Source organism: Marinobacterium sp. BA1, assembly GCF_041155135.1.
GTDB classification, from domain to species: Bacteria; Pseudomonadota; Gammaproteobacteria; order Pseudomonadales; family Balneatricaceae; genus Marinobacterium; species Marinobacterium iners.
In genome coordinates this window covers 83,623-108,145 of record NZ_BAAFHC010000001.1, presented here as the reverse complement: position 1 = coordinate 108,145, position 24,523 = coordinate 83,623, and the positions used below count along the sequence as shown (strand labels likewise).

Genomic DNA, 24,523 nt, shown 5'->3' with positions numbered 1-24,523 from the left:
ACGAACCGGAGCGGGCTTGATACAGCTAGAGCAGAGGATCAGGTCAAAACGGTCAGGAAACGCTCGTTGAGCTGACGGTCATGGTAGAAGATCGCCTTGCCCAGTTGTTCGGCATCCCAGGTCACCGGTTCGTGGTCCGGGTAATGGTAGTCTCCACCGGCAAATACTTCGTTGCGGTTGCCTGACGGGTCAAAGAAGTAGATGGTCTGGCCATGGGTCAGGCCGTGACGGGTCGGACCAATATCAATGGAAGTATCGGTCATGGAGATCAGATCCGCTGCTTTCAACACATCGTTCCAGGTTTCCAGGAAGAAGGATGCATGGTGCAGCTTGGCAGGTTCGGGATGCTCAATGAACGCTACGTCGTGTGCTTTCATGCTTGCGGTCATGAAGCCGGCCAGCTGTTTGCCTTCAGGATCGACAACCTGTTCGGCCAGGTCCATACCCAGTACATCAGTGAGCAGCTTGACGGTAGCAGGCACGTCCGGCCCGTACAACAGACAGTGGTCAAAGCGAGTCGCTTTCATGCCTTTCAGATCGCGCGGCCAGGCTTCCGGGTTGCGGTTGCCCACGCCCCACTTGCCGGTTTGCTCCTTGGTGGCAAACAGCTCGAAGCGATGCCCAGTCGGCACTGTGAAGGCGATGCGACGGCCGCAGTCCTTCAGGTCACCGGCTGCGATCTCTTCGGTGGCAACACCCGCCGCCTGCAGCTCGGCACTGAGACGATCAATGGTGGCTTCATCAAGACATTTGAAACCGACAAAATCCATCCCTGGTTGATCCGCCTCACGCAGTACCAGAGAGAATTTATCCACTTCGGTCCAGCCCTTGAGGTAGACACGCCCCTGAGTGTCACGATCAACTTCGATCATGCCCATCAGGTCAACGTAGTGCTTCAGAGCTTCATCCATATCCAGAACGCGCAACTGGATATGACCGGGACGCATTACACCTTTTTTCATAGCCGTTTCCTTATAGTTGTTAGCTTGCTCGATCTGCCTTACCACAGCTGGTGGCGACTTCGGGCGGATCAGGTTCGATTATCAGATTACTGCGGGCATAGACCCTGCAGGCCAGCACAGTGCCCTCAGCTTCCTGTTCGGGGGAAACCCAGGCTCTGCTCATGCGTTTACTGAAATACTCACCCTTTAAAATCCGGATGCGGCATTTGCCACACCCGCCGCCACGACAACCAACCGGTATCAGCGCCTGCCCTGCCCGTTCCATGGCGACCAGCAGGCTCAACTCCGAACTGGCGTTAAAGCTGGTCTCCTCATCCGTCAGCTCGATACGGTGGCGCTGCGGTGTTTCCGGAGTCGATGCGTTATAGTTGTTATTCATATTCAGACCTCACGTGATGTCTGATAATCCCGCCTCGAGGCCGGGGTTTCCACCGCCTCAGATGGAAACATGAAATCCCGAAAGCGGGTGAAACCATCCCTGATTCGGGATCAGATTCGTTTAAACAGCGCTGAACGGGTCTGCTCATCAGCACCGTCTGCAGCCGTCACAAAGCGCTCCATGTGGATGTCCCGCTCGAACAGGCGCCCCTGCATCAGCGCAGTGATGGCAGCATCGATCATTGGCGGCGGCCCGCAAAGGTAAGCCTTGTGACCGCTGAAGCGGTTATCAAACCGGTCGATGGCCGCTTCATGCACAAAACCCTTGAAGCCTTGCCATTGATCCTCGTCAAGAGGTTCATTCAAAGCCGGAATGTAGTGGAAGTTGTCGTGCTCACGGTCGAGCGCTTCGAACATCTCACGGTTGTACAACTCACTGACGTTACGCGCGCCCTGGAACAGATAGATCTGGCGATTGTCGCCCGCTTCCAGCAGATCCAGAATCATCGATTGCGGACTAGAAAGACCGGAACCACCCGCGATAAAGATCACGTCCTGATCATCTGACTTGCGGACAAAGAACTGACCGTAGGGACCGGAAATATCCAGTGTATCACCCACCTGCAGTTGCTCATGCAGCCAGGTGGTGCCGGCGCCACCCTGAACCCGACGAATATGCAGTTCGACATGGCGGTCATCACTGGGCTTGTTGGCAATCGAAAAGGCTCGCGTACCCTCAACGCCCGGAATTTTCAGGTTGATGTACTGCCCCGCCTGAAATTCCATCGCACTGTCCAGTTCAAAGGTGATGCCCTTGATGGTGGGCGACAGATCGACGATGTCGGTGACGGTGCCGACGTAGTCCTGTACCGGGTAGCCCAGAAAATCGGGGTCGACGTCGATGTCGGCTTCGATCACCAGATCACTCTCTGGTGTGGCACAGCAAACCAGAATCTTGCCCTCTTCACGCTCCATATCCATCAGCGCGAAGGGTGAGGCGTTGCCCAGATCGGCATCACCTTCAAGTACCTGCACCTTGCAGGTGGCACAGGTTCCATGACCACAGGCAAACGGCAGCCAGACCCCCTGACGCAGGGCAGCATCCAGAATGGTCTGCCCATCGTCGACCTCGATCACATCACCGGTCGGTTCGACCCTGACTTCATAACTCATAACGCTCTCCTCAAACGCCCGCGCCCTTGTAACCCTTGAGATCAGGGGTTTGGAAGCGCAACAGGGACTTGTGGCCAATACCCTGATCCTTGAGGGACACATCCAGCTGCGGCTCAAACGGCTGGCCATCGAGCAGCCAGGTGGCTTTGGACCAGTCGATTTTGGACCACTCCGGGTGCAGTGAAAAACCCTCAGGCATTACCTCATCACGCAGCGCACGGAACGGCGTTTCCGGCGGCAGCGGGTAGGCAAAGGCGGCACAGAACATCAGATGATGGTCCCAGCCTACATAGACGATCTGATTGCCGTGGAAATTTTCAACACGGTCTTTAACATCACCCTTATAGTCGGGTGTGATGGCATGTACTGGCATTATTGTTATCCTCAAACTCGTGTAGATACACCGACTTGAGAAGCGGCTGCGTGTGCAGCGCGCCTCTCAGTGACTTCAGGCAACGCCCTTCCACTTCTTCCAGCGCTCTTCGTCCGGAGAGCCCTTGATGTCCATGTTGTCGACGCCGACGTTCATCTGGTAGTAGTCACGCAGGATGTCTTCAACACCCGGACCACCACAGTTGCCCTGGAAGATCTGGTGCACCGGCAGCCAGGACTGCACAAACTTCTCCGGTTCATCATCGAAGATGTCCTTACAGCCATCCGAGCAGAAGTGGTAACGATCACCGTTGTAGACCGAATCGCGATAGCAGGTCTGGCTCGGATCATCCATCTCGGTAAACAGCATCGGGATCTGACAAGTAGTACACAGCTGAGGCAGAGCCTTGGTATAGAAACGCTCACCGCGGGCTTCCATCTCTTTCGCCAGCTCCCAGCGCGGACGGTAGTATTTGTCGAACGTATCGGGGTACTTCTCGCTCAACCAGTCCAGCTCTTCATCGGTCGGGATCCAGGTGTGGAAGCCGGCCGCATGACCATGGGTATAGAAGGTCCACCAAGCCTGATGCGAAACGTGTTCCTTTTCCTTCTCGATGGTATCGGCATACTTCGGCATGCGGATGCCGTAGCGAGCCAAGTCCTTGAACAAAGCGCCACCGGCCTCTTCAAAGTACACTTCCCAGGCTTCTTTCCAGCTCATCACCTTGTTGGGCAGCATGTAGTCCATCATCATCGCCACGATGGTAAGCAGACGGGTGCCGCGCCAGAACCACTTATCGATCCATTTCTGTACGATCGGCACGTTGTCTTCATGCTGCTCCAGCAGGAACTTGATCACCTCAAGCCCAAGGGTCATGTGGCGCGCTTCGTCGGACTGGGCCGAGAAGCCGAAGGTTACGGTGGCCATATCACCGTTGTAGGCTGCGCCGGACATGAAGGGTACAAACAGCAGGTTGGTCAGCACGTATTCGAAGCTGAAGCCGATTGCCACCATGAACTCGAACGGACCCGCTGCACGCGCATCGTTGAAGAACGATTTGGGAACAGACAGGTACCACACGCGGTCGTGCATGTGCGACCAGTCCTGCAGACCGTCAAAGAACTTGTTGTAGTGACTCATGGCGTGAACCTGAGTCTGGACGTGACGCAGTTCATCGATGGACTGCATCTGGCAGGCGACGCGAGCGCCAACGCCGCCAAACTGGCGACCGGTGTGAGCAAAGCCCTGGAACGCCTGATACTCAAGCGGCGAAACACCGGTCAGGAAGATTTTCAGTGCGTTGACATAACGCGGATCGGAGATATTGAGCTGGCCGTTGTTCTGAGAAAACGCATCAAAAATGGCGTACAGCTTTTTCTCTTTTTCAGCCTGATACTTCCAGTAGGAATCCATGGTCAGGCGAAACGGGTCTTCCCATTTGGACCAGTCGGTAATCTTGATCCCTTCGAACTCTTCGAACGGAAATGCATCTTTACGATCCTGATAGGAAAAGTCCCAATCCAGATCACGGGTCAGCAGGCGATATTTGTCTTTGATGTTGAGTTTCTTGGCTGCCATCGGGGTTACCTTCTTGTTATGAGTTCCAGGTCAGGGTGATCTGATCGTCGTCTTCGTCGACGTTGCCACCGATCGTGATCAGGTTCAGGTGCAGCTCCTGCACGTCCCAGTCACGTCCCATTTTTTCTTCCACGGTTTCACGTTTCACCGCGAGATAGTTTTCGGCTTCAATGCGAATCATGGCCGGCATGTGAATCACGGTCGCTTCAGGATTGTCTTCCTCGATAGCCTCGACGATGTAGCGAGATTCATCGTTATCCTGCAGCGCGATATATACTTTGGACATGGGGCATTTCCTTGTTGTTATTTGATGCCGGCCTTCGCGACCCGCTTATCCAGTTCTGCCAGCGACTGTGCCAGCGCTTCGTCATTCAGCATGGCGGATGCAAGCGGTGCCAGGGCTTCTGCAGCCTTGCCACGCCACTTCTCGATCCACTGCGCCAGCAGCGCCTTGTTTTCTTCGGACTCAGCCGCTGTCGTTTTCATTACGGCATCTACCCAGCGTGTCGTGTCCTTGTACCAGAGCTGCATGAACTCGGTGAGCATGGCGACATCCTGAGCACCGTTGTCTGCCAGGTACTGATCAAACTGGGCGTAGACAAGGTCATACACCAGGGTGTCCACAACAAGGTTCTGAGCGACACTCACTTCAAACCAGTCTTCGGTTACCAGCATCTCTTCACACAACGCACGCAGCCCTTGCCAGATGTCGGCTTCCATCCATTGCTGTTTTGCCTCGGCCAGTGCATCGCCGCTGTTGCCGTCCAGTATCAAACCGATACGCGAGAGATACTGTGCAATGCCAAGCCGATCCATGCCATCAAACAGCAACGCCTGAGTGATCGCGGTACCGTAACCGTAAGCCGCTCCATACATGTTGTTCAGGTTGGCGGTGTGCTCCAGGTGACGCAGCGGCACTAGGTAGCGGATTACCTCGGCCTGGCGTTCTTCGCTCAGATGGCGGGCAAGATCGCGCTTTTCAAAGAACGCGTAGTTGCTCTCGGCGTTTTCCTGCATTTTGGCGCGCTGCTGCACGTAAGTGCCGTAGTAGAACTGTCGCGGATCCTTGAGGGCGTACCAGTCAGCCATCTGGATGGCGGTACGGCGAGTATCATTCAGCTCAAGGTCCGGCTGCCACAGTGGGCGGTAATGAAAATTAGTTTCAGACTGAAGGTCGTAGGTTGCTTCCTGATAGCGGGTAGCCGGCTTGTCGCCGAAGCGGCGCTCTACGTTGGCATAGGTATTGCGAACCGGTTCCAGCGTGGCTGTTTTGATTTCAATGGTCATGGAACTCTTCCCAGCTGCAGTTGTTGTTATTCGGAATCACGATCGTGGTTGTGTGACATGAGCGTATCTTCTCCATAACGCCATTTTTCCATTTCGGAATCGACTTCACGGATCTGATCTTCGGTCATGTGGACAACATCGTTGGCGGCACAAAATTCGTCGAACGCGCCTTTTGGCATCACCAGCTCGACAAACAGGGAGGGGTCACCAATGGCAAAATCGAACTCGACGAAACGAGCCCCGGGCTGGCTTCGCACCCGAATGAATTTGGTCAGGCGATCAAAATCCGAGCGCTTTGGCAGATCATCATTTCGTGAGTGCAGTGTGAGTTTTGTCATTGTTGTCCTCAGCTCATCGGCGTATGCATTCGTTAATGAAGAGAGCAACAGCTGTGCCAGATTGGAAAAAACGGCTGAAACACGACACCCAATAAACTACCAAGCTATTGATTTAAATAAGATAAAAACACCCAATTCGATGTAAACAATATCGCAACAGTGCGTTGCATGGATGAATAGTCACGCTTGAAAAAATGCTCATTTCATAAAATTTCAGGAATTTTTTTGATGAGATGATCAAATACGCGTTGATTTTGATAAGAACACCGAATGATACTTTAGTCGTATGTTTTGCACTTTCTCTTTCAAATCCGCATGAAATCTTTCAACAATGAAAAAGGGCTGCAGGCCCGCTCACAGAACATCGCTCACACCAAGCCGGTATAAAAACAACTATGGCAACTACACAAGAACTAGAGTTTCCCGGCAGCGGAGACCTACTGTCACAGATCCGCTTTGAAAGCGACAAAGGCAAGATCTGGCTGAATGAACAGCGCATGCTGATGATCCATTCCAGTGTAATGGGTCTGCTGCGCAAAGAGCTGATTGACACTTTGGGCATCAACCGTGCCAAGGGCTTCTTGATGCGTTTCGGCTACCACTCCGGCTGGAAAGATGCCGAACTGGTAGCCAAGGTCAGGCCAGACATGTCAAAAGAGGATGCCTTCTTCGTTGGCCCCCAGCTGCATTGCATCAAAGGGATGGTTAACGTTAAACCCGTTGCGCTCAATATCGACATGGATAACGGCATTTTCCATGGAGAATTCGACTGGTTCGACTCATATGAGGCCGATGTGCACCTGCACGATTTTGGCCCTGCAGAGGAGCCTATCTGCTGGACATTGATCGGCTATGCCAGCGGCTATACGACCTATTTCATGGGCCAACAGGTGATTTTCAAGGAAACCCAATGCGCCGGCATGGGACATGATCACTGCCATATTGTCGGTAAGCCGGTCGAGCAGTGGGATGACCAAGCCGAGCTGGAGCGCTACCTGTTGCCTGACCCCATCGCCGAAGAGCTGTTTTCATTGCAGAGCCAGCTAAGTGATCTGCGCGACAACTTCCGCAGCTCTGACCAGAGTGAAGACCTGCTGTTCAACTCGGTGGGACGCTCAGGCGCGTTCAAGAATGTGTGTCAGCTGATTCGCCGCGCCTCCTCCAGTCGCGTCACGGTACTGCTGCAGGGCGAAACCGGCGTTGGCAAGGAGATTGTCGCCCGCGGCCTGCACCTCAGCTCAGACCGTGCCGACAAGGCATTTGTGGCAGTCAACTGCGCCTGTATTCCGCCGGACCTGATTGAAGCTGAGCTGTTCGGGGTTGAGAAGGGAGCCTTTACCGGTGCGGTTCAGTCCCGCGAAGGCAAGTTCGAGCGCGCTCACGGCGGCACAATCTTCCTGGATGAAGTGATCGAGCTATCACCGCGCGCCCAGGCCAGTCTGTTACGCGTGCTGCAGGAAAGCGAAATGGAGCGTGTGGGCGATACCCGTACCCGCCGCATCGATGTGCGTGTGGTGGCTGCTGCCAACGAAGATCTTGAAGAGGCGGTTCGCAACGGCAAATTCCGCCCTGACCTGTTCTATCGGCTCAATGTGTATCCGGTGCATATTCCACCATTGCGAGACCGCACAGAGGATATTCCACTGTTGATTGAGCATTTTCTCGAGAAGTATCACACCCTGTACAACAAGCGCACGCTGGGTGTATCCGATCTGGCAATGCAGGCCCTGATGAACTACAAGTGGCCCGGTAATATCCGCGAGCTGGAAAACATGATCGAACGCGGTGTAATTCTGACCGATAACAACCACACCATCGATCTGGATGCGTTTTTCCCCTCGTTATCGGAGCCGACTCATCCGCTTAACAGTATCAAGCGCAATGGAACTCTGGGGGCCGAGCGCCTGCCGCTGGACCGCCAGCCACTGCAATCAGACAGCGGCATGCTGCCGCAGGACCTGCTGTGTGATCAATTATTGAGCGAAGAGTTCAGCCTTGAAGCAATGGAAGAGCAACTGATCCGAACCGCGATGGACCGCGTTGAGGGCAACGTTTCAAAGGCGGCTCGTCTGCTGGGGATGACTCGGCCGCAGCTGGCCTATCGATTGAAAAAACTGGACAGTGATTGAACACTGACCCCGGTCCGGCAGGGATGCTATGATCGCCGGTTTTCAGCCTGCATGATGAAACTACCGTGAACCTGATTCTGCTGTATACCTCAGACTTTATCGGCCCGCACCGAGTCCGCCTCGACGGCCGCCGCTTGCGCCACTTGCAGGAGGTTCACCGTGGACAGGTTGGTGAACATTTCCGGGTGGGAGTTCTCAATGGCTTGATCGGGCAGGGAACACTGATCCACCTGGATCAGCACAGTGCGGAACTCGAGGTGAGACTGAATCAGGCTCCGCCTCCTGTACTGCCTCTGCGACTTGTAATGGCCCTGCCAAGACCGAAAATGCTCAAGCGCTGCATCGAGACGATCGCTACTTTGGGGGTCAAGGAGCTGTGGCTGATCAACTCCTACCGTGTCGATAAAAGCTACTGGTCCACCCCCCTGCTGCACCCCGAACGCCTGCATGAACACCTGCTGCTGGGGCTGGAGCAGTCCGGTGACACCCGCCTGCCCCGGGTGGAGGTTCGCAAGCGGTTCAAACCCTTTGTGGAGGATGAATTGCCCACACTGGCCCACAATACCCGCGCACTGGTGGCTCACCCCTACAACGCGGCACCTTGCCCGGCTCCGATGGATACACCAACCACTCTGGCTATTGGTCCTGAAGGCGGATTTATCGCTTATGAGGTGGAAAAGCTGGAGCAGGCTGGCCTGCAAGCCATTCATCTGGGGCCACGCATTTTACGGGTTGAAACCGCTGTCCCCGTTCTACTGTCGCGTCTGTTTCCGCTGCCGGTATGATCTGCCTCAATATATGCTCTCCCTTTACATCTATATACTATTTTAATCTCTAGCGGAAACAAGAATCAGATGCACTAGCATTGACTTGAACGCAAACAGTGATAATAATTCGCATTAAGTTTTTGATATTCGGACTACATGGCTCGCGCCACAACCGATGGAGATGTACATGAACGCGAAACACGCCCTTCTTGCTGGTCTGGCCTTTTCTACCTTTGGCGCCGTTGCGCAGGCAGCCGATGAGGTCAACATCTACTCCTATCGGCAAGAGTTCCTGATCAAGCCTCTGCTGGAGGCGTTCACCGCCGAAACCGGCATCAAGGCCAATGTCATCTTCTCCAAAAGCGGCCTGCTGGAACGACTGGAGCACGAGGGTGCCAACTCTCCGGCCGATGTCATTCTGACCTCGGATGTCGGCCCACTGCACGATGCGGTCGAGCGTCAACTGGTTGCGCCGATCAATAGCAGCACCGTAGAAGAAAACGTACCTGCTCAGTACCGCTCGAAGGATGATCTTTGGGTTGGTCTGACGGCACGCTCTCGCATCATCTACACATCAAAGGATCGTGTGGAGCCGGGTGAGATCCAGACCTATGAAGACCTGGCCGATCCGAAATGGAAAGGCCGTGTCTGCACCCGCAGTGGCAAACACTCCTACAACCTGTCCCTGATCGGATCAATCATTGAACATAAGGGCGAAGAGCAGGCCGAGCAGTGGCTCAGCGCCGTGAAGGATAATCTGGCACGCCGCCCACAGGGTAATGACCGCGGCCAGGTCAAGGCGGTTATGGAAGGACAGTGCGATGTTGCGCTGGGCAATACCTACTACTATGGCAAGATGCTGACCAACCAGGAAGAGCCGGAGCAGATCGAGTGGGCCAAGTCGGTCAATCTGCTGTTCCCGAACCAGGATGGTCGCGGTGCGCACATGAGCATCTCCGGTGCTGCGCTGGCCAAGCATGCGCCCAACCCTGAAGCTGCCATCAAGCTGATCGAGTTCCTGACCAGCGAGCAGGCCCAGAAAATGTACGCGGAAGTAAACTACGAGTTCCCGGTGCGTCCCGGCATCGAGTGGTCTGCCCTGCTCAAGGAGCACATGGGTGAATTCAAGGCTGATGACATCAACCTGGGTGATGTAGTCAAACACCGCGCAACAGCATCACGACTGGTTGACAAGGTCGGCTTTGACAACTGATTCGCGCCTGACAATCGACAGCTGCGACCTGAAGCGGTAGTCTTCCCGGCTACCGTTTCTGTGCGTTCACCGTCCTATGTCTGAAACCGCTACCGCAACTGCCCCGCTGGTTGATACCCGCAAGCAGCGCCGCTACATGCCCGGCTGGTATTCCGTTGCCTGGGGCAGCGCTCTGCTGGTGATGCTGCCGGTTCTGGCCGTTCTGTGGCTGGCGCTTTTTCCCACCGAAAACATCTGGCCCCATCTGGTCGATACCATACTGCCGGTTTACATCCGCTCTACCCTGCTGTTGCTGGCCGGTGTCGGCAGCCTGTCAGTCGTAATCGGTGTCAGTACCGCCTGGCTTGTGACCATGTGTCATTTCCCTGGTCGGCGCCTGTTTGAGTGGGCCCTGTTGCTTCCGTTCGCCATGCCCGCGTATGTGATAGCATACCTCTACACCGATCTGCTGGAATATGCAGGCCCGGTACAAAGCACATTGCGTGAGCTGTTCGGTTGGCAAACTGCGCGCGACTACTGGTTTCCCGATATTCGAAGCCTTGGCGGCGCCATCGCCATGCTAACGCTGGTCCTCTACCCCTATGTGTATCTGCTGGCTCGCGCCAGCTTCCTTGAACAGTCGATGAGCATTCGGGATGCCAGCCGCATCTTTGGCTGCACTCCGCTGCAAAGCTTTCTGCGCATCTCGCTGCCCATTGCCCGGCCCTCCATCGCTGTGGGCCTTGCACTGGTATCCATGGAAACCCTGAACGACTTTGGCACGGTTGACTATTTCGCGGTCAAAAGCCTGTCTGCCGGTATCTATGATGCCTGGCTGAACATGGGTAACCTCGGAGCCGCCGCCCAGATTGCCAGCCTGATGATGCTGTTTGTAGTACTGCTGATTTCACTTGAGCGCATTGCACGTGCCCGTCAGCGTCAGTTCAGCGGCTCCGACCGGTTCCGTTCAATTGAACGCTTCCACCTCAGCCCCGCACGACAACTGATGGCGACACTGGCTTGCGCCCTGCCGGTCGTGCTCGGTTTTGCAATTCCTTTTATCGTGCTCGGAAGCTATGCACTGCGGCGGCTGGACCAGTTCGCCGAGCCCGGCTTTATTGCCAATGCAGTGCACAGCTTTACCCTTTCCGCTCTGGCTGCTGCACTGACAGTCGTGATAGCAGTTGTACTGGCCTACAGTAAGCGACTTTATCCGCAGCAACGCTCGCTTACAGTGGCCGCTCGCTTCAGCAGCCTGGGCTATGCCTTGCCAGGTGCAGTTCTTGCGATCGGTGTCATTATTCCTCTGGCGGCTTTCGACAACAGCGTCGACGCGTTCATGCAACGTCACTTCGGCTTTGGTACGGGCCTGCTACTGAGCGGTACACCCTTCGCCATCGTATTTGCCTATTCCGTGCGCTTTCTGGCGGTATCAACCGGCAGCGTGGAGTCATCACTGGCCAAAGTTACACCCAGCATGGACATGGCATCGCGCTCTCTCGGCCTTAACCCACTGCAAACCCTCCGGCGCGTCCACCTGCCACTGATCCGAGGCGGATTGTTAACGGCCGTTCTGGTAGTTTTTGTCGACTCCATGAAGGAATTGCCGGCCACTCTGATTCTGCGACCGTTCAATTACGATACGCTGGCAACCTATGTGTACCAGTATGCGTCAGATGAAATGCTGGAAACCAGTGCACTGTCTGCGATGCTGATTGTGCTGGTTGGAATTGTGCCGGTCATTCTGCTCAGTCGCACTATCACGGCGACCCGGCAGGGCAAGTAGGCCACCGTCTAAAACAGGAACAGGCCTCAGCGCTTTATCGCGACATAGAGTCCTTCCAGACGCATGCAGACCTGACCATTGCAGATGACCTCTACCACCAACGCCAGCTTACCCTTGCCCCGCTCCACTACACGCTCGGCCAAGGCATCAGAAGCGGCGGTGTCGATCAGCTCAACTTGTGTCACAAAATCCGCCGTAACCGGCTTGAGGTATTGGAGATGGCTGTCAGCGACCACCACGTCACACTCCAGCCCGCGCTCCTTGAGACACAGGGTCGTCAGGCACCACCCCGCTACAGTGGCGATCGCCGCCTGAGAACCGCCAAAACCGGTTCCCTTGTCGTTTACATTGGGTGCCAGCGGCGTGGGGATCTTCAGCGTTTGACCATCCCATGTCAGCTGTGAAATACCCAGGTGTTCCAGCAGTGGAATCTGGGTCTTGAGCCAACCAAGGAATTCAACCGTATCGGTTTTCATCAGCCCTCCCAGCGAGTCACGAACTCGGCAAGATCCAGCATCGGAGCCTCGCGCTCGCGACAGCGCTGGCCCAGATAGATAAAGCCAACCACCTGCTCATGTTCGGCCAGTTCCAGCCCTGATCGCACATGCGAGTTATGGGTCATTTCACCGGTGCGCCACATCGCCCCAAGGCCCTGCGCGAAAGCCGCTTGGGTGATGGCGTGAGCCGCACATCCTGCCGAGATTAACTGTTCGTCCAACGGGACTTTGGGATGCTCTCGAGTGACAGCAACTACCGTGATGATCATTGGCGCCCGCAGCGGCATTTGCAGGCATTTGTCATGCCTTGCCTGCGGCAACTCCGGATCAGCCTTCAAAGCGGCACGGGCAAACAGCTCACCCATGCGTACCAGACCTTCGCCTTCCGTAATAATAAAGCGCCAAGGGCGCAGCGATCCATGATCCGGCGCTCTCAGAGCTGCACGCAACATCAGGTCAAGCTGTTGCGGCGTTGGAGCCGGACCTTCCAAGCGGGGGCATGAGGTACGGTTGATCAGGGCGTCGAGTGCATCCATGGTACTATCCTTTTACTGGCGTGACAGGCGCAGGTTCTGCGGCTCATCGTTGATACTGGAGCGGTAGGGATTGATATCCAGACCACCGCGACGGACATAGCGCGCATAGACACTGAGTTTCTGCGGTCGGCAGCGCTGCCAGATATCCATGAAGATATTTTCGACACACTGCTCGTGAAAGTCGCCGTGTTCACGATAGGAGATCAGATAGGCCAGCAGCCCTTTGTGATCGATCTGAGCCCCCTTGTATCGGATCTGCACACTGGCCCAATCAGGCTGCCCGGTGACGGGGCAGTTGGACTTGAGCAAGTGACTGACCAGAGTTTCCTCGGTAACAGGACCTGAGGCGTTCAGCAACTCAGGGGCCGGCGAGTAGTGCTCGACCTGAAGTGGCAGATCATCCAGGCATCGCCCCTTGAGCTGGCTCACTTCAACAGCCTGAGTCAGCGGGATCAATTTGACCTGCACCGGCGCACCTGCAGCCGCCGACAGATCCGCCTGCATCCGCTCGCGCACCTCGCTTTCCTGTGCAAAGCGACTCAGGTTGAAAGAGTTCAGGTACAGTTTGAACGACTTGGATTCAATGATGCAGGGTGAGCTGGCCGGTATACGAAATTCAGCCAGCCGTACCACCGGCTTGCCGCCGGCGTCCAGCCAAGAAACCTCATAGGCATTCCATATATCCAGTCCGCGAAACGGCAGGCTACTGCGTTTGACGCCCTTGACCTCCCAGTTCAGGTCACGCCGAATCGGGTACAGCAACGAGGCGTCGTACTCATTGACGTAGATCGTATCCTGCCCCAGCGGGGATGCCTTTACCTGATCATGTTCGCTCATTCTCGAATCCCCTTGCCAGTATTCAGCAAATGAATGGCAACGCCTCCCAACACGACAATAAACCCAATAATCATGGCGAAGGCAAAACCGATATCGATGTCACTGACGCCCAAAATGCCATAACGGAAGCTGTTTACCATATACAGAATCGGGTTCAGCTGTGACACCCCCTGCCAGAATCCCGGCAACAGCTGGATGCTGTAGAACACGCCACCCAGATAGGTCAGCGGGGTCAGGATGAAGGTAGGTACGATCGCGATATCATCAAAGGTTTTGGCGTACACGGCATTGATGAAACCACCCAGCGAAAACAGAATCGCGGTCAGCAATACCACAGTAATAGTGATGAAGAGGTGGTTGATCTGCAACTTGGTGAAAAACAGTGACAGCAGGGTCACGATAAAGCCTACCATCAACCCTCGTGTGGCGCCGCCAATCACATAGCCGGCCAGGATAATCCAATTAGGCACCGGCGAGACCAGCAGTTCCTCGATATTGCGCTGAAACTTGGTGCCGAAGAAAGAGGACACCACGTTACCGTAGGAGTTGGTGATAACTGACATCATGATCAGGCCCGGAACGATATATTCCATGTAATCGAAGCCACCCATGTCACCAATGCGAGAGCCGATCAGGTTACCGAAAATAATGAAATAGAGCGTCATGGTGATCGCTGGCGGCAGCAGGGTCTGAACCCAGATACGGGTAAAGCGACGGATTTCCTTGACGACGATAGTGACGAACGCGGTCCATAGCAGCCGGGAATTCATTTTGACTCCTGTTTCAAATTCTTGTCGACCAGCGACACAAACAGTTCTTCCAGCCGGTTGGCCTTGTTGCGCATGCTGCTCACCTCCAGCCCCTGCTCGGCCAAGTGGCTGAACAACGCATTGAGCCCTGCCGCTTTTGGCACATCGACCTCAAGGGTATGTGCATCACGCGGCCGGATCACGTACCCATCAAGTTTGGGCAGCTCGGTAAAATCCTGGCGCAGATCCAGAATGAAGGTTTCCGTATCCAGCTTCTGCAGCAGTGCTTTCATACTGGTGTTCTGGATGATGCTGCCATGATCGATGATGGCGATATTGCGACACAGGCTTTCAGCTTCTTCCAGATAGTGTGTGGTGAGGATAATGGTTGTCCCTGCAGCGTTTATTTCACTCAGGAAGTCCCACATGGAACGGCGCAGCTCGATATCGACCCCTGCAGTCGGCTCGTCCAGAATCAACAACTTGGGTTCATGCACCAATGCACGGGCAATCATCAGGCGGCGCTTCATTCCACCGGACAGCATGCGAGCACGCTCATCGCGCTTTTCCCAAAGCCCAAGTTTGCCCAGGTAAATTTCAGCACGCTGCAACGCCTGCCTGCGCGGAATACCGTAATACCCAGCCTGAGTGACAACGATATCCACTACTTTTTCAAACGGGTTGAAGTTGAACTCCTGCGGTACAACCCCAAGGCACTGCTTGGCCTGCGCCAGCTGGGTATCAATATCGTAACCAAACACACTGACCTTGCCGGCAGTTTTGTTGACCAGCGAGGAAACGATCCCCAGCGTTGTTGATTTGCCGGCACCATTTGGGCCCAACAGGGCAAAGAAGTCTCCCTGCTGCACGTCCAGAGAGATCCCCTTGAGAGCCTCGAAGCCGTTACCGTATACCTTTCTTAAATCCTGTATCGAAAGCGCCGTTGTCATGCCTTGCCTTTGAATGGAGTGTAGATGTGGGTAGATGCGGCCGGGGATTGAAATTTCAACCGCCGCCCCCCATTGTACCCGTTTGCGCGGACATCCGATGCCCGCTCCCGTGACTGCAACAACCGGAGTACCCCGTGACCGATCGCCACAGCTTTCATCTGAACCTGCTCAAGATTGCCTATAACAACTTGATTCAGCAGCCAACCTTCAAGGACGCCGAGGCCAGCGAGGAGCTTGAGTTTCTGGACCAGTTTGCCGCAGTGGTGAATGATTTCGAACATCATCGCCCAGAAGCATACGAAGATGGCCAAACCCTGCTGGTCCGACTGGTACGTGGCTACCCACAATTCGTACCACTATTGGCACGTGACCTCTTCTGGCTGTTTGGCGGCGAGTGTCTGCACTTTATGAGCGACGAGGAGATCGAGCAGTTCCAGCAGCTTGATGAAACACAGGCTGAGCTTGAGGCCAGCAACAACCCTGTAGATTACCTGTCACTGCGACAGAGTATTCTTGGGGATGCATCAGACACCCGACACTGAAGACACTCTTGTACCTATGCCGGGCCATCCCCTCTGTGCGAGGCATGCCCGGCCTGAGGTTTTGCTTTACGGAACCAATGTACAGACCATGAAACGAAAAAAACCATGCAGCTTTCGCCGGATGGTTATCGTATTAAACACTGTGTGCTGACAATCTGTACTGAATTTGGAGCGGGAAACGAGACTCGAACTCGCGACCCCGACCTTGGCAAGGTCGTGCTCTACCAACTGAGCTATTCCCGCATGTTTCTTTCAGAGATTTTACTATAGCATCTCTGTCAGAGAGTGGCGTCCCATAGGGGGTTCGAACCCCTGTTACCGCCGTGAAAGGGCGGTGTCCTAGGCCACTAGACGAATGGGACGCAGCCTGCAAAAACGTTTGGAGCGGGAAACGAGACTCGAACTCGCGACCCCGACCTTGGCAAGGTCGTGCTCTACCAACTGAGCTATTCCCGCTTTACTCTCAAAACCATCACTCACGAGTGAGTGGCATCCCGTAGGGGGTTCGAACCCCTGTTACCGCCGTGAAAGGGCGGTGTCCTAGACCACTAGACGAACGGGACACAGTCTTGAGCGCTTTCGCTTTCCTCATCGAGGAGGCGCATATATTACGTATGGGCCTTTTAGTGGTCAACCCCCTTTCGACAGTTTTTTTTCTATACCGTCCATTAGCTGCCCCAGCCACTCCTCGGCAGGCGATGGTTTGTGAAGCAAATAGCCCTGCAACAGCTCACAGCCATGGGCGACAAGAAAGTCAGCCTGCGCAGACGTTTCAACACCTTCTGCTACAACTCTAAGTCTTAACTGGCGAGCGATCGAGATAATCGAAAGTACAATGGCCCGGTTATCTTCATCCTGCGGTAAACCATCCACAAAACTCTTATCGATTTTGAGCTCACTCAAGTGCAAACGTTTCAGATAGGCCAGATTGGAGTACCCTGTACCGAAGTCGTCCAATGAAAAGGCAAACCCCAGCTCCGCCAGCCGCGCCATGTTCCGCAACAAGTTCGGATGAGTATCGATAAACAGGCTTTCGGTAATTTCAAGCATCAACGCGTCAGGTGTTACAACGCTATCAGCCACCAGATCGACCAGTGCATCGATCAGCGCACTATCACGGAACAGATCCGAACTGAGATTGATTGACAGCGGAATTCGCAAGCCGGCAGCCTTGAGTTGCGCCGCAATCTCAAGCGCCTGCCTGAACACCGTCAATGTCAGAGGCTTGATGAGACCGGAAGCTTCCGCCACCGGTATAAACTCAGCGGGCGACACCGGAACGCCTTCCGGGCCACGCAACCAGCGCACCAGGACCTCGGCCCCCCGAATATCGCCAGCGGGCCCGAACTGTGACTGTACAGCAAGGCTGAGCTCATCCCGCAGAATCGTGAGGCGAAGTGATTCTTCAAGCCTTACCCTGCGTTGAGCCGCCACGTTCAGCTCCGCCGTGAACGTGGCGTAGCCTCCCTTACCATCTGCCTTGGCCTTGTACAGAGCAAGATCGGCATTGCGCTGCAGGGTTACAAAGCTGCGACCATGTTGCGGAATTCTGGCAACACCAATGCTGCCGGCAAGCAGTAGTGTTTCACCATCAATGTTGAGTGGTCTGGCCAACTGTTGGCTCAAGGCCTCCAATCTCCAGATCAGGTCAGACTCGGCATCTGTTGTTCGGCCGCACAAAAGCACGCCAAACTCATCACCCCCAAGGCGAGCGACCAATTCGCTCTCACTTAACAGCTGTTTTTGCAGACGAGAGCCGATTTTCTGCAGCACTCGATCGCCAAATCCATGACCATGCGCATCGTTGATCCGTTTGAAATCATCCAGATCTATCAGCAACAGTGCAGCTGACGGAGCAATGAGTGGAGCATGGAGCAATGCTTCGACCCTCTGCTGCAGCAGGCGACGGTTGGGCATCTGAGTCACGGGGTCGTGGTAGGCCAAATACTCCAGTTGAGACAGGGCCTCCTTTTCCGCCGTAATATCCTGCTCGACCGACAGGAAATGGCTGATGTTTCCTTCCAGATTACGCACCGGTGAAACTACGGCACGCTTGACCACGCGGTGTCCCTGTTTATGCCGATTAACGAACTCACCTCGCCAGGGCAAACCACTATCCAGACGGTCCCAGAAAGCCCTCTTTTCAACCTCACTTTTAGGTGCCCAGGCCCGGAAGCCGGGGGTTCGCCCCAAAACATCGTCACGACTGTAGCCGGAGTTGATCTCAAAGCCGTTATTAACATAGGTAATATGCCCATTGTTGTCAGTAATAATGACGCTGGAAGGACTTTGGTCGATCGCCTGGCGAAACAGCAGCAGATCGGATTCAATGCGCTTGCGTGAGGTAATATCACTTTGGGTACTGACAAAGTGTGTGAGCTGCCCGCTGTCATCAAAAAGAGGCACTATGCTGATGCCGATCCAATACGCATCGCCACTGCTGGTATAATTCAGCAACTCTTCGCGCACCCTTTCACCGCGGCGCAAGGCATTGCCGATTCGATTCAGCGCTTCTCTACAGGTATCTTTTCCCTGAAACAGACGCGGGCTGGCGCCTATCAGCCGTTCACGGTCATAGCCCGTACGTTCAATAACGGCCTGATTGACATAGACAATACGCGGACCCGGGGGCGTCAGGTCCGCATCCGTCACCACCACAAGATCAGAAAGATGTTCAAGACTCGCCTGCATGATGCGCAACTGCTCATCAACGGAGGTGTTAAGGCTGGTCGTTTGTGGGGGCACAGATTCCCTCGGCATTGTAAACGGCACATTCTTGCTGGCAAGCGCCTTTTATATAAGCAATTTCTTAATTGCACGCGATTGTAGAGATTTATGACGGCTTCGTGAATACTTAACGCCGATAGTCTGTAATCGATTTAGGCTTGAACTTGTCTTCTTTTGCTGCCTCTTCGGCCCGCTTGCGCTCCTCTTCCGCTTCGCGCAGCAGACGTTCACGCTCAACAAGCGCCTGGAGTTTATCCATATGCGCACTTAGCTCATAGATCTGGCGATCCAATTGCTGGGTCTGATTGAGCCGTTGCAACTTGCCTGCTGCCGTACGATAGCGCGGCAAGGCTGGGGCCGGTCCTCTTTGCTGCTCGACCTCAAGCGCTTCCATAATCTCAACATCAATGCGTGTACGGGTATAGGCTTCCTTCACCTGATAGATGACATCCCGTGTTGTGGCCGGAGGCAGAAGCCCACCGTTCTGCAGCTCTGTCAAAAACTGGAACAGCTCCCGCAACAGAGCTGCAGTGCGTTGAGCATGATTACGATCAGTGTGCAACGTCATGGAACCGGGTGGATGTTCAACCACAGGTAAAGGTTGAGCGGCGAAGGCTTCCATCTCAGACAGTTTCTGTCGATTTTCAGATGTGTTTTCCAGCTCCATCACCTGCTTCCAGCGATTCTGCAGATATCTGACCAGCACATCGCGAATCTCACGGGTGATGTAATGCTCAGGCAAAGTGTGCAGCAGATGATCAGCCCGGCGAATCTGGTCTTTCAGCATAAGCAGGCGCATGCGACGTTCACGACGTTGATTTTCGACCGTCTGAATACTGAAGGCTATCATCGCCATCACCACCACTACAGCCACGATGATTAGGCCGGTTTCAGTCGGGCTCATCGGCACATGTCCATCCGAGTTAAACAGAAGACTTTGATTCTATAACAAAAAACGAAAGAAAACGCTTGACCGGAAAAATCTCTGTTATTAATATTCGCACCGCTGTCAGGCACAGTCTGATTGTACCGCGTCCCGTTCGTCTAGTGGTCCAGGACACCGCCCTTTCACGGCGGTAACAGGGGTTCGAACCCCCTACGGGATGCCATCCAAATGCGGGAATAGCTCAGTTGGTAGAGCACGACCTTGCCAAGGTCGGGGTCGCGAGTTCGAGTCTCGTTTCCCGCTCCAATTTCTAGTTCAAATTACGTCAAATTGCCTTTCTGTCTTCATATCGTTCAAAGACCTGAGGCAGACATTCAGCCGGCTGCGGTTTCGCGATGTAATACCCCTGCACTACATCGGCTCCCGATTCAGCCAGAATGTCGAGTTGCTCTTCCAGTTCAACACCCTCGGCAATCACTTCCATGTGCAGTCCCCTGGCCATCCAGATAATCGCCTGACACAGCGTTGCAGCGTCTTGATCCATATGAATATCTCGCACGAATTGGCGATCAATCTTGAGAATATCTACAGGAAAACGCTTCAGGTAACCCAGAGCCGAGAACCCCGTACCAAAGTCATCAATCGACAGGCGTACACCAAAGCTTCTCAATTGCTTCAATGTTTCAATAGTGCGGCCTTCTGCTTCAACATCGAGAAAAATAGACTCGGTAATTTCAAGCTCCAGGCTGCCTGGCGTCAGCTCATGAATAATCAACAGCTGTTTAACCTGCTGCACAAAATCGGGCTGCTGAATCTGTCGGGGAGAAATATTCACTGCGATATTCAGCTTCAGCCCCATCTGTCGTTGCCAACTGGCTGCCTGACGAATGGCCTCAGCCAGTACCCAGTGTCCGAGTGGCAAAATCTGACCGCTTTCTTCAGCCCTTGGAATAAATTCGTCCGGTGGAACCAGCCCGTAACCCGGACGGTGCCAGCGCACAAGTGCCTCAACACCTGTAATGCGGCGGGTTTTCAGATCAAGCAGTGGCTGATACCAAAGTACAAATTCGTTTCGCTCAAGCGCATCATGCAGCGCCTGCTCCATCTCAAGTGAGTGCCGTGCATGTTCATTCATCTCTTCCATGAAAAAACAGTAACCCGCTTCCTTGCGCATGCGCACTTGTTGCATTGCCGCATCAGCATGACGCAGCAGCATATCAGCGCGCAATCCATCGTCAGGGTACAGGGCAATACCGATACAGGCCGCCACACGGACCTCGGTATCACTAAGCTGAAAAGGGACATCAAACTGCTGTAACAGACAGCGCGTGAGATTTTCAACCGCCTGCATGCGAGTCACTTCTGGAACAACGACCACAAACTCGTCACTGCCAATCCGACCGAGGCTTTCCAGGGGCGAAAGTACCTGCTGCAAGCGTTGAGCGGCCTGACAGAGTAGTGTATCTCCTGCCTGATGACCCTGGACTTCATTCACGCGACGGAATTGCAATAGATTGATGAACAGAACAGCAACCTGATGCTGCTGCGCCTCAGCCATTTCAATTGCCTGCTGCAAACGATCCTGGATCAATTCTCGATTTGGAAGATCCGTGAGTGCATCATAATTGCTGCGGTGAAACAGTTGCTCTTCGTAACTTTTACGCAGTGAAATATCTTCCTCAATGGCCAGATAGCGATCTGGCTGACCCTGCTCGTCACGCAACACTGAAATGGTAGCCGCCACCCAGAACTGCTCACCATTCTTGCGCTGGTTGAGCAGCTCGCCATGCCACTCGCCCTTACTGCTTAGTGAACTCCAGAGCTGACCAAAGGTGTCAGCATGGGTTGAAGAGGATTTAAGCAGACTAACCGGCCGCCCTTTCACATCAGCAGCGCTATAGCCTGTCACACGGCAAAAACCCGGATTAACATACTGAATAATGCCTTGGAGATCCGTGATGATAATACAGGCTGGACTTTGTTCCAGTGCAGCAGACAACTGCCGCAATTCACGACTACTGTCCCTTAGCGCTTCTTCACGCTCATTGAGCGCCGTCACCATGGTGTTGAATGACGATGCCAGGCGACCCAGGTCGCTTTTTTGATCAAATCCCTCAATACGTTGATAGTTGCCTTCTTTCAGGTTCTGTACTGCAAGCGACAGCTTGCCCAGCGGGCGTGTAATCACCCGACTTATGAACCAGCCACCCAACGGGGTAAACCCAACCAGAGCAAGCAGTAAAAGTACCAGCATCGACTGCCCAAGCGTCTCCAGCTCATGGCCCAAGCCTTTAACCGGTACCGCGAAAATCAATCGCGCTTCAATTCCTGGCTCAGCAAACGTAATAGCACCGTAGTATTCATCATCCGCCCCGACCCAGCCTTGCTGACTCCGTTCAAGTTGCTGTAAGCGTTGTAACGAGAGTCGTGACTCGAATCCTTGCCCTACACTGAGTTCTTCGGCCTGTAACAGCACCGGGTATTCAAGCCGGTGCGCAAGGTGGCCTACCGTATCATCGCTGAGTTTTACTCCACCTTGAAGCCTTGAACCACCCGGCACGTCATGCCACCCCAACAGGTAGAGCTGGTCTCGCGTGCGAGCAATCACAGGCTCTGAATGACTGGACAGGGACAGTCGCAACAAATCATACGGAAGGAAGTGGCTCTGGTAGGAGGGTTCATCATTTGAGGGTCGTATACGGAAACCGGTGCGGCCAAGGGGCTTTGTATTGTAGGCATAAAGCCTGTCACCACCCTGACACCGACAGGCCATGGCCTGTAACTGACCTCGCTCATCATGGATGGCGAGATAGTCCAGACCTCGTGTCTCAAGCCGACGGAGCAGCCTCAATGCAAGTAACTCCAGTTCGGTTTCGAGTCTCTCGTTATTACCGGGTGAATCAGGTAAAGCAAGCTCTGACTGTCCTGCCAGCTGATCCAGCTGCTCCTCTACAGCCTGCCGGGCGGTATCCCAGCGCCCGGCCAGAAAATGACGCGCCTGTTCCAACTCATGGAGTGACTGCTGCTCCCTTGTATGCCCAAGCATCAGTGTGAATATCAGGCCAACAAACATCAATGCTCCGGCTAGTGACAGAAGCCAGAGCAACAGCAGTTTGTGGTGCAAGCGTGAAAAAAACACAGGTTGTTTCCTGCTTTTTGTATTTATTTTTCATGAGCTTGCCACAAGGCTCCTCAACAGCAAAGTTATGTTTTGTATAAAAACGTCTCACGACTGAAGTTCTGCACGTGCGGCGCTCAGAGACTCAGCCTGAGTAGGCTCCCCCATATGCAGGCCTTCTGCGTAAACGGTTCGTACATCCTTGAGGCCGAGAAAGCCCAGGAACTGTTTTACAAATGGAATCTGGAAGTCATATCCCCCATCCTTATACTGACCGCCTCTCGTTGCAATCAGTACCACCGGCTTGTCTTCAAGTAACCCGACAGGCCCCTGATCCGTATACTTAAATGTCACACCACTACGAGCAAGCAGGTCGAACCAGGCCTTCATCTGCACTGGGATTCCAAAGTTGTACATTGGAACTCCGATCAGGATCTGATCGGCCGAGCGGACTTCTGCCAGCAAGCGATTTGCCAAATTCACGATGGATTGCTGTTTCGCTGTGCGACTTTCAGCTGAACTCACCAACGCCGACACCAACTCGGCATCAAGCAGAGGCAAAGGGTCTGAAATCAGATCACGCGTAATAACCTCAGCCTTGTCGTGGTTCAGATGCCACTGTGTAATGAAATCATTGGCCAATACGGACGACTGCCCGCTGTCACCAAAGATACTGCTGCGTATATGAAGAAGAGTCGCCATTGTTTAAGTCCAGCCTCAATCGTTAATTCAGGCAACATTTTCATATCAACACGGTCTATATAAAACAGTAAAATCATGTTTGGTTTGAACAACAAAATAGATCGTTCGAGGGCGTATGCAGATATCACTGGAACAGTGGCAGGCCATGCTGGCAGTTGTGGATGCCGGAGGGTACGCCAAGGCAGCCGAACGTCTTGGCAAAAGCCAGTCGGCCATCAGTTATTCGGTTCAAAAACTGGAGTCTGGCCTTAATGTTCGCGTGTTTCGGCTGGAAGGGCGCCGGGCAGTCCTCACTGAAGCAGGAGAAGCCTTGTGTCATCATGCAAGGCGCCTGCTCGAACAGGCGGAGCAGGCTGAACAACTGGCTGAACAGTTTGGGATGGGCTATGAAGCACAAATTCATATCGCAATGGATACCATTTTCCCGAAGGAGTTAATGCTCGATACCCTCGCCAATTATGCTGCCACCCATCCACAGACGCGCATCACCTTGCTTGAAACGGTCCTCAGCGGCAGTGACGAAGCCGTGCTCAAGCGAGACGTAGACATGGCCATCAGCGGTCGACTCCCGCCAGGCTTTCTGGGTGAGCGTTTACTGCAGATTCGCTTTCTAGCATGTGCACATCCTGAACATCCCCTTCATCAACTTGACCGTCCACTGAGCCTGGAGGATTTGCGTCAACACCGCCAACTGGTCGTACGTGACTCTGGCAGTCGCAATGATGACGCAGGTTGGCTTGGGGCTGACCAGCGCTGGACTCTCAGTAATGTTTCCACGTCGATAATGGCGGCAACAAAAGGTATCGGATATGCATGGTACCCAATGACACATGCAGCCAGTGCGATTGAATCTGGACAGCTCAAGCCTCTTCAGCTTGAAGTCGGTGCCGAACGCTATGCTGACCTTTACCTGATCCTAACCGATGGTGAGCTGGCTAGACCCGGGGTGCAAAAACTCGCTGCCATGATTAAGGAAGCTGTTCGTGGAGCAAAACAGCATGACCAGTTAGAATGAA

The 24,523-nt window shown here is 54.1% G+C and carries 23 protein-coding genes and 6 tRNA genes; 8 read left to right on the top strand and 21 right to left on the bottom strand.

The window, feature by feature from the left end:
* Nucleotides 1-38: 38 nt before the first annotated feature.
* The 8 genes from ACAM29_RS00565 to ACAM29_RS00530 form a co-directional block, all read right to left on the bottom strand.
* Nucleotides 39-962 (bottom strand): catechol 2,3-dioxygenase, encoded by a 924-nt coding sequence (locus ACAM29_RS00565; protein ID WP_369622820.1) that lies wholly within the window; start codon nt 960-962, stop codon nt 39-41.
* Between the two features lie 19 nt (nt 963-981).
* On the bottom strand, nt 982-1,341 hold the full coding sequence (locus tag ACAM29_RS00560) for a 2Fe-2S iron-sulfur cluster binding domain-containing protein (protein WP_369622819.1): 360 nt from the start codon (nt 1,339-1,341) through the stop codon (nt 982-984).
* A 110-nt stretch (nt 1,342-1,451) separates the two neighbouring features.
* Complete coding sequence (locus ACAM29_RS00555) at nt 1,452-2,513, bottom strand: NADH:ubiquinone reductase (Na(+)-transporting) subunit F (protein ID WP_369622818.1); 1,062 nt, start codon at nt 2,511-2,513, stop codon at nt 1,452-1,454.
* Nucleotides 2,514-2,523: 10 nt separating this feature from the next.
* On the bottom strand, nt 2,524-2,886 hold the full coding sequence (locus ACAM29_RS00550; RefSeq protein ID WP_206835480.1) for a phenol hydroxylase subunit P4: 363 nt from the start codon (nt 2,884-2,886) through the stop codon (nt 2,524-2,526).
* A gap of 75 nt (nt 2,887-2,961) precedes the next feature.
* Nucleotides 2,962-4,464 (bottom strand): aromatic/alkene/methane monooxygenase hydroxylase/oxygenase subunit alpha, encoded by a 1,503-nt coding sequence (locus ACAM29_RS00545; protein ID WP_369622817.1) that lies wholly within the window; start codon nt 4,462-4,464, stop codon nt 2,962-2,964.
* Between the two features lie 16 nt (nt 4,465-4,480).
* A complete protein-coding gene (locus ACAM29_RS00540) occupies nt 4,481-4,750 on the bottom strand; it encodes an MmoB/DmpM family protein (RefSeq protein WP_091824635.1) in 270 nt (89 codons plus the stop codon).
* Between the two features lie 17 nt (nt 4,751-4,767).
* Entirely contained in the window at nt 4,768-5,751 is a 984-nt protein-coding gene (locus ACAM29_RS00535) for an aromatic/alkene monooxygenase hydroxylase subunit beta (RefSeq protein ID WP_369622816.1), read from the bottom strand.
* 26 nt (nt 5,752-5,777) lie between these two features.
* Nucleotides 5,778-6,089 (bottom strand): phenol hydroxylase subunit, encoded by a 312-nt coding sequence (locus ACAM29_RS00530; RefSeq protein WP_091824630.1) that lies wholly within the window; start codon nt 6,087-6,089, stop codon nt 5,778-5,780.
* Nucleotides 6,090-6,484: 395 nt separating this feature from the next.
* Here ACAM29_RS00530 and ACAM29_RS00525 point away from each other — a divergent pair, with 395 nt between their 5' ends.
* The 4 genes from ACAM29_RS00525 to ACAM29_RS00510 all read left to right on the top strand — a co-directional run bounded on the left by ACAM29_RS00525 (nt 6,485) and on the right by ACAM29_RS00510 (nt 11,963).
* Entirely contained in the window at nt 6,485-8,218 is a 1,734-nt protein-coding gene (locus ACAM29_RS00525) for a sigma 54-interacting transcriptional regulator (protein WP_369622815.1), read from the top strand.
* Nucleotides 8,219-8,283: 65 nt separating this feature from the next.
* On the top strand, nt 8,284-9,003 hold the full coding sequence (locus ACAM29_RS00520; RefSeq protein ID WP_091824624.1) for a 16S rRNA (uracil(1498)-N(3))-methyltransferase: 720 nt from the start codon (nt 8,284-8,286) through the stop codon (nt 9,001-9,003).
* Nucleotides 9,004-9,172: 169 nt separating this feature from the next.
* Nucleotides 9,173-10,198, top strand: a complete 1,026-nt coding sequence (locus ACAM29_RS00515; protein WP_091824621.1) for a Fe(3+) ABC transporter substrate-binding protein — start codon at nt 9,173-9,175, stop codon at nt 10,196-10,198.
* Between the two features lie 76 nt (nt 10,199-10,274).
* Complete coding sequence (locus tag ACAM29_RS00510) at nt 10,275-11,963, top strand: ABC transporter permease (RefSeq protein ID WP_369622814.1); 1,689 nt, start codon at nt 10,275-10,277, stop codon at nt 11,961-11,963.
* Between the two features lie 26 nt (nt 11,964-11,989).
* On the opposite strand, the gene ACAM29_RS00505 is transcribed toward ACAM29_RS00510, so the two are convergent.
* From ACAM29_RS00505 to ACAM29_RS00485, 5 genes are read right to left on the bottom strand one after another with little or no spacing between them, the layout of a single operon-like run.
* A complete protein-coding gene (locus ACAM29_RS00505) occupies nt 11,990-12,439 on the bottom strand; it encodes a YiiD C-terminal domain-containing protein (protein ID WP_369622813.1) in 450 nt (149 codons plus the stop codon).
* Nucleotides 12,439-12,996 carry an NAD(P)H nitroreductase gene (locus ACAM29_RS00500; RefSeq protein ID WP_369622812.1) on the bottom strand — a complete coding sequence of 186 codons (558 nt, stop codon included), beginning with the start codon at nt 12,994-12,996 and terminating at the stop codon, nt 12,439-12,441. Before ACAM29_RS00500 ends, ACAM29_RS00505 begins: the two co-directional genes overlap by 1 nt.
* Before the next feature lie 12 nt (nt 12,997-13,008).
* A complete protein-coding gene (queF, locus tag ACAM29_RS00495) occupies nt 13,009-13,833 on the bottom strand; it encodes an NADPH-dependent 7-cyano-7-deazaguanine reductase QueF (RefSeq protein ID WP_369622811.1) in 825 nt (274 codons plus the stop codon).
* Nucleotides 13,830-14,603 (bottom strand): ABC transporter permease, encoded by a 774-nt coding sequence (locus ACAM29_RS00490; protein ID WP_091824608.1) that lies wholly within the window; start codon nt 14,601-14,603, stop codon nt 13,830-13,832. Before ACAM29_RS00490 ends, queF begins: the two co-directional genes overlap by 4 nt.
* Complete coding sequence (locus tag ACAM29_RS00485; RefSeq protein ID WP_091824605.1) at nt 14,600-15,532, bottom strand: ABC transporter ATP-binding protein; 933 nt, start codon at nt 15,530-15,532, stop codon at nt 14,600-14,602. Before ACAM29_RS00485 ends, ACAM29_RS00490 begins: the two co-directional genes overlap by 4 nt.
* A gap of 134 nt (nt 15,533-15,666) precedes the next feature.
* On the opposite strand from ACAM29_RS00485, the gene ACAM29_RS00480 reads away from it, so the two are divergent.
* Nucleotides 15,667-16,074: a PA2817 family protein gene (locus ACAM29_RS00480; RefSeq protein ID WP_369622810.1), complete on the top strand. Its 408-nt coding sequence runs from the start codon at nt 15,667-15,669 to the stop codon at nt 16,072-16,074.
* A 167-nt stretch (nt 16,075-16,241) separates the two neighbouring features.
* Here the strand turns inward: ACAM29_RS00480 and ACAM29_RS00475 are convergent.
* The 6 genes from ACAM29_RS00475 to ACAM29_RS00450 form a co-directional block, all read right to left on the bottom strand.
* Nucleotides 16,242-16,317: transfer RNA gene (locus ACAM29_RS00475), tRNA-Gly, on the bottom strand.
* A gap of 43 nt (nt 16,318-16,360) precedes the next feature.
* Nucleotides 16,361-16,436: transfer RNA gene (locus ACAM29_RS00470), tRNA-Glu, on the bottom strand.
* Nucleotides 16,437-16,454: 18 nt separating this feature from the next.
* A tRNA-Gly gene (locus ACAM29_RS00465) sits at nt 16,455-16,530 on the bottom strand.
* 31 nt (nt 16,531-16,561) lie between these two features.
* Nucleotides 16,562-16,637 (bottom strand) — tRNA-Glu (locus ACAM29_RS00460).
* A gap of 67 nt (nt 16,638-16,704) precedes the next feature.
* Nucleotides 16,705-18,834, bottom strand: coding sequence for a putative bifunctional diguanylate cyclase/phosphodiesterase (locus tag ACAM29_RS00455; RefSeq protein WP_369622809.1), 2,130 nt, complete (start codon nt 18,832-18,834; stop codon nt 16,705-16,707).
* A gap of 94 nt (nt 18,835-18,928) precedes the next feature.
* A complete protein-coding gene (locus ACAM29_RS00450; RefSeq protein WP_354406834.1) occupies nt 18,929-19,705 on the bottom strand; it encodes a hypothetical protein in 777 nt (258 codons plus the stop codon).
* Nucleotides 19,706-19,834: 129 nt separating this feature from the next.
* Between ACAM29_RS00450 and ACAM29_RS00445 the strand changes: the two genes are divergently transcribed.
* Nucleotides 19,835-19,910: transfer RNA gene (locus ACAM29_RS00445), tRNA-Glu, on the top strand.
* A 7-nt stretch (nt 19,911-19,917) separates the two neighbouring features.
* Nucleotides 19,918-19,993: transfer RNA gene (locus ACAM29_RS00440), tRNA-Gly, on the top strand.
* Nucleotides 19,994-20,012: 19 nt separating this feature from the next.
* On the opposite strand, the gene ACAM29_RS00435 is transcribed toward ACAM29_RS00440, so the two are convergent.
* Together ACAM29_RS00435 and ACAM29_RS00430 are read right to left on the bottom strand one after the other, a co-directional pair.
* Nucleotides 20,013-22,826 carry a putative bifunctional diguanylate cyclase/phosphodiesterase gene (locus ACAM29_RS00435; RefSeq protein ID WP_369622808.1) on the bottom strand — a complete coding sequence of 938 codons (2,814 nt, stop codon included), beginning with the start codon at nt 22,824-22,826 and terminating at the stop codon, nt 20,013-20,015.
* An 87-nt stretch (nt 22,827-22,913) separates the two neighbouring features.
* On the bottom strand, nt 22,914-23,507 hold the full coding sequence (locus tag ACAM29_RS00430) for an FMN-dependent NADH-azoreductase (RefSeq protein WP_369622807.1): 594 nt from the start codon (nt 23,505-23,507) through the stop codon (nt 22,914-22,916).
* A 115-nt stretch (nt 23,508-23,622) separates the two neighbouring features.
* Between ACAM29_RS00430 and ACAM29_RS00425 the strand changes: the two genes are divergently transcribed.
* A complete protein-coding gene (locus ACAM29_RS00425; protein WP_091824588.1) occupies nt 23,623-24,522 on the top strand; it encodes a LysR family transcriptional regulator in 900 nt (299 codons plus the stop codon).
* The last annotated feature ends 1 nt before the right edge of the window (nt 24,523 follow it).

Coding starts and splice junctions, on each gene's coding strand:
- ACAM29_RS00550 (WP_206835480.1), bottom strand. CDS start 2,886: ATGCCAGTACATGCCATCACACCCGACTATAAGGGTGATGTTAAAGAC.
- ACAM29_RS00560 (WP_369622819.1), bottom strand. CDS start 1,341: ATGAATAACAACTATAACGCATCGACTCCGGAAACACCGCAGCGCCAC.
- ACAM29_RS00545 (WP_369622817.1), bottom strand. CDS start 4,464: ATGGCAGCCAAGAAACTCAACATCAAAGACAAATATCGCCTGCTGACC.
- ACAM29_RS00540 (WP_091824635.1), bottom strand. CDS start 4,750: ATGTCCAAAGTATATATCGCGCTGCAGGATAACGATGAATCTCGCTAC.
- ACAM29_RS00490 (WP_091824608.1), bottom strand. CDS start 14,603: ATGAATTCCCGGCTGCTATGGACCGCGTTCGTCACTATCGTCGTCAAG.
- ACAM29_RS00450 (WP_354406834.1), bottom strand. CDS start 19,705: ATGAGCCCGACTGAAACCGGCCTAATCATCGTGGCTGTAGTGGTGGTG.
- ACAM29_RS00535 (WP_369622816.1), bottom strand. CDS start 5,751: ATGACCATTGAAATCAAAACAGCCACGCTGGAACCGGTTCGCAATACC.
- ACAM29_RS00485 (WP_091824605.1), bottom strand. CDS start 15,532: ATGACAACGGCGCTTTCGATACAGGATTTAAGAAAGGTATACGGTAAC.
- ACAM29_RS00430 (WP_369622807.1), bottom strand. CDS start 23,507: ATGGCGACTCTTCTTCATATACGCAGCAGTATCTTTGGTGACAGCGGG.
- ACAM29_RS00500 (WP_369622812.1), bottom strand. CDS start 12,996: ATGGATGCACTCGACGCCCTGATCAACCGTACCTCATGCCCCCGCTTG.
- queF (WP_369622811.1), bottom strand. CDS start 13,833: ATGAGCGAACATGATCAGGTAAAGGCATCCCCGCTGGGGCAGGATACG.
- ACAM29_RS00565 (WP_369622820.1), bottom strand. CDS start 962: ATGAAAAAAGGTGTAATGCGTCCCGGTCATATCCAGTTGCGCGTTCTG.
- ACAM29_RS00515 (WP_091824621.1), top strand. CDS start 9,173: ATGAACGCGAAACACGCCCTTCTTGCTGGTCTGGCCTTTTCTACCTTT.
- ACAM29_RS00505 (WP_369622813.1), bottom strand. CDS start 12,439: ATGAAAACCGATACGGTTGAATTCCTTGGTTGGCTCAAGACCCAGATT.
- ACAM29_RS00455 (WP_369622809.1), bottom strand. CDS start 18,834: ATGCCGAGGGAATCTGTGCCCCCACAAACGACCAGCCTTAACACCTCC.
- ACAM29_RS00425 (WP_091824588.1), top strand. CDS start 23,623: ATGCAGATATCACTGGAACAGTGGCAGGCCATGCTGGCAGTTGTGGAT.
- ACAM29_RS00555 (WP_369622818.1), bottom strand. CDS start 2,513: ATGAGTTATGAAGTCAGGGTCGAACCGACCGGTGATGTGATCGAGGTC.
- ACAM29_RS00525 (WP_369622815.1), top strand. CDS start 6,485: ATGGCAACTACACAAGAACTAGAGTTTCCCGGCAGCGGAGACCTACTG.
- ACAM29_RS00510 (WP_369622814.1), top strand. CDS start 10,275: ATGTCTGAAACCGCTACCGCAACTGCCCCGCTGGTTGATACCCGCAAG.
- ACAM29_RS00530 (WP_091824630.1), bottom strand. CDS start 6,089: ATGACAAAACTCACACTGCACTCACGAAATGATGATCTGCCAAAGCGC.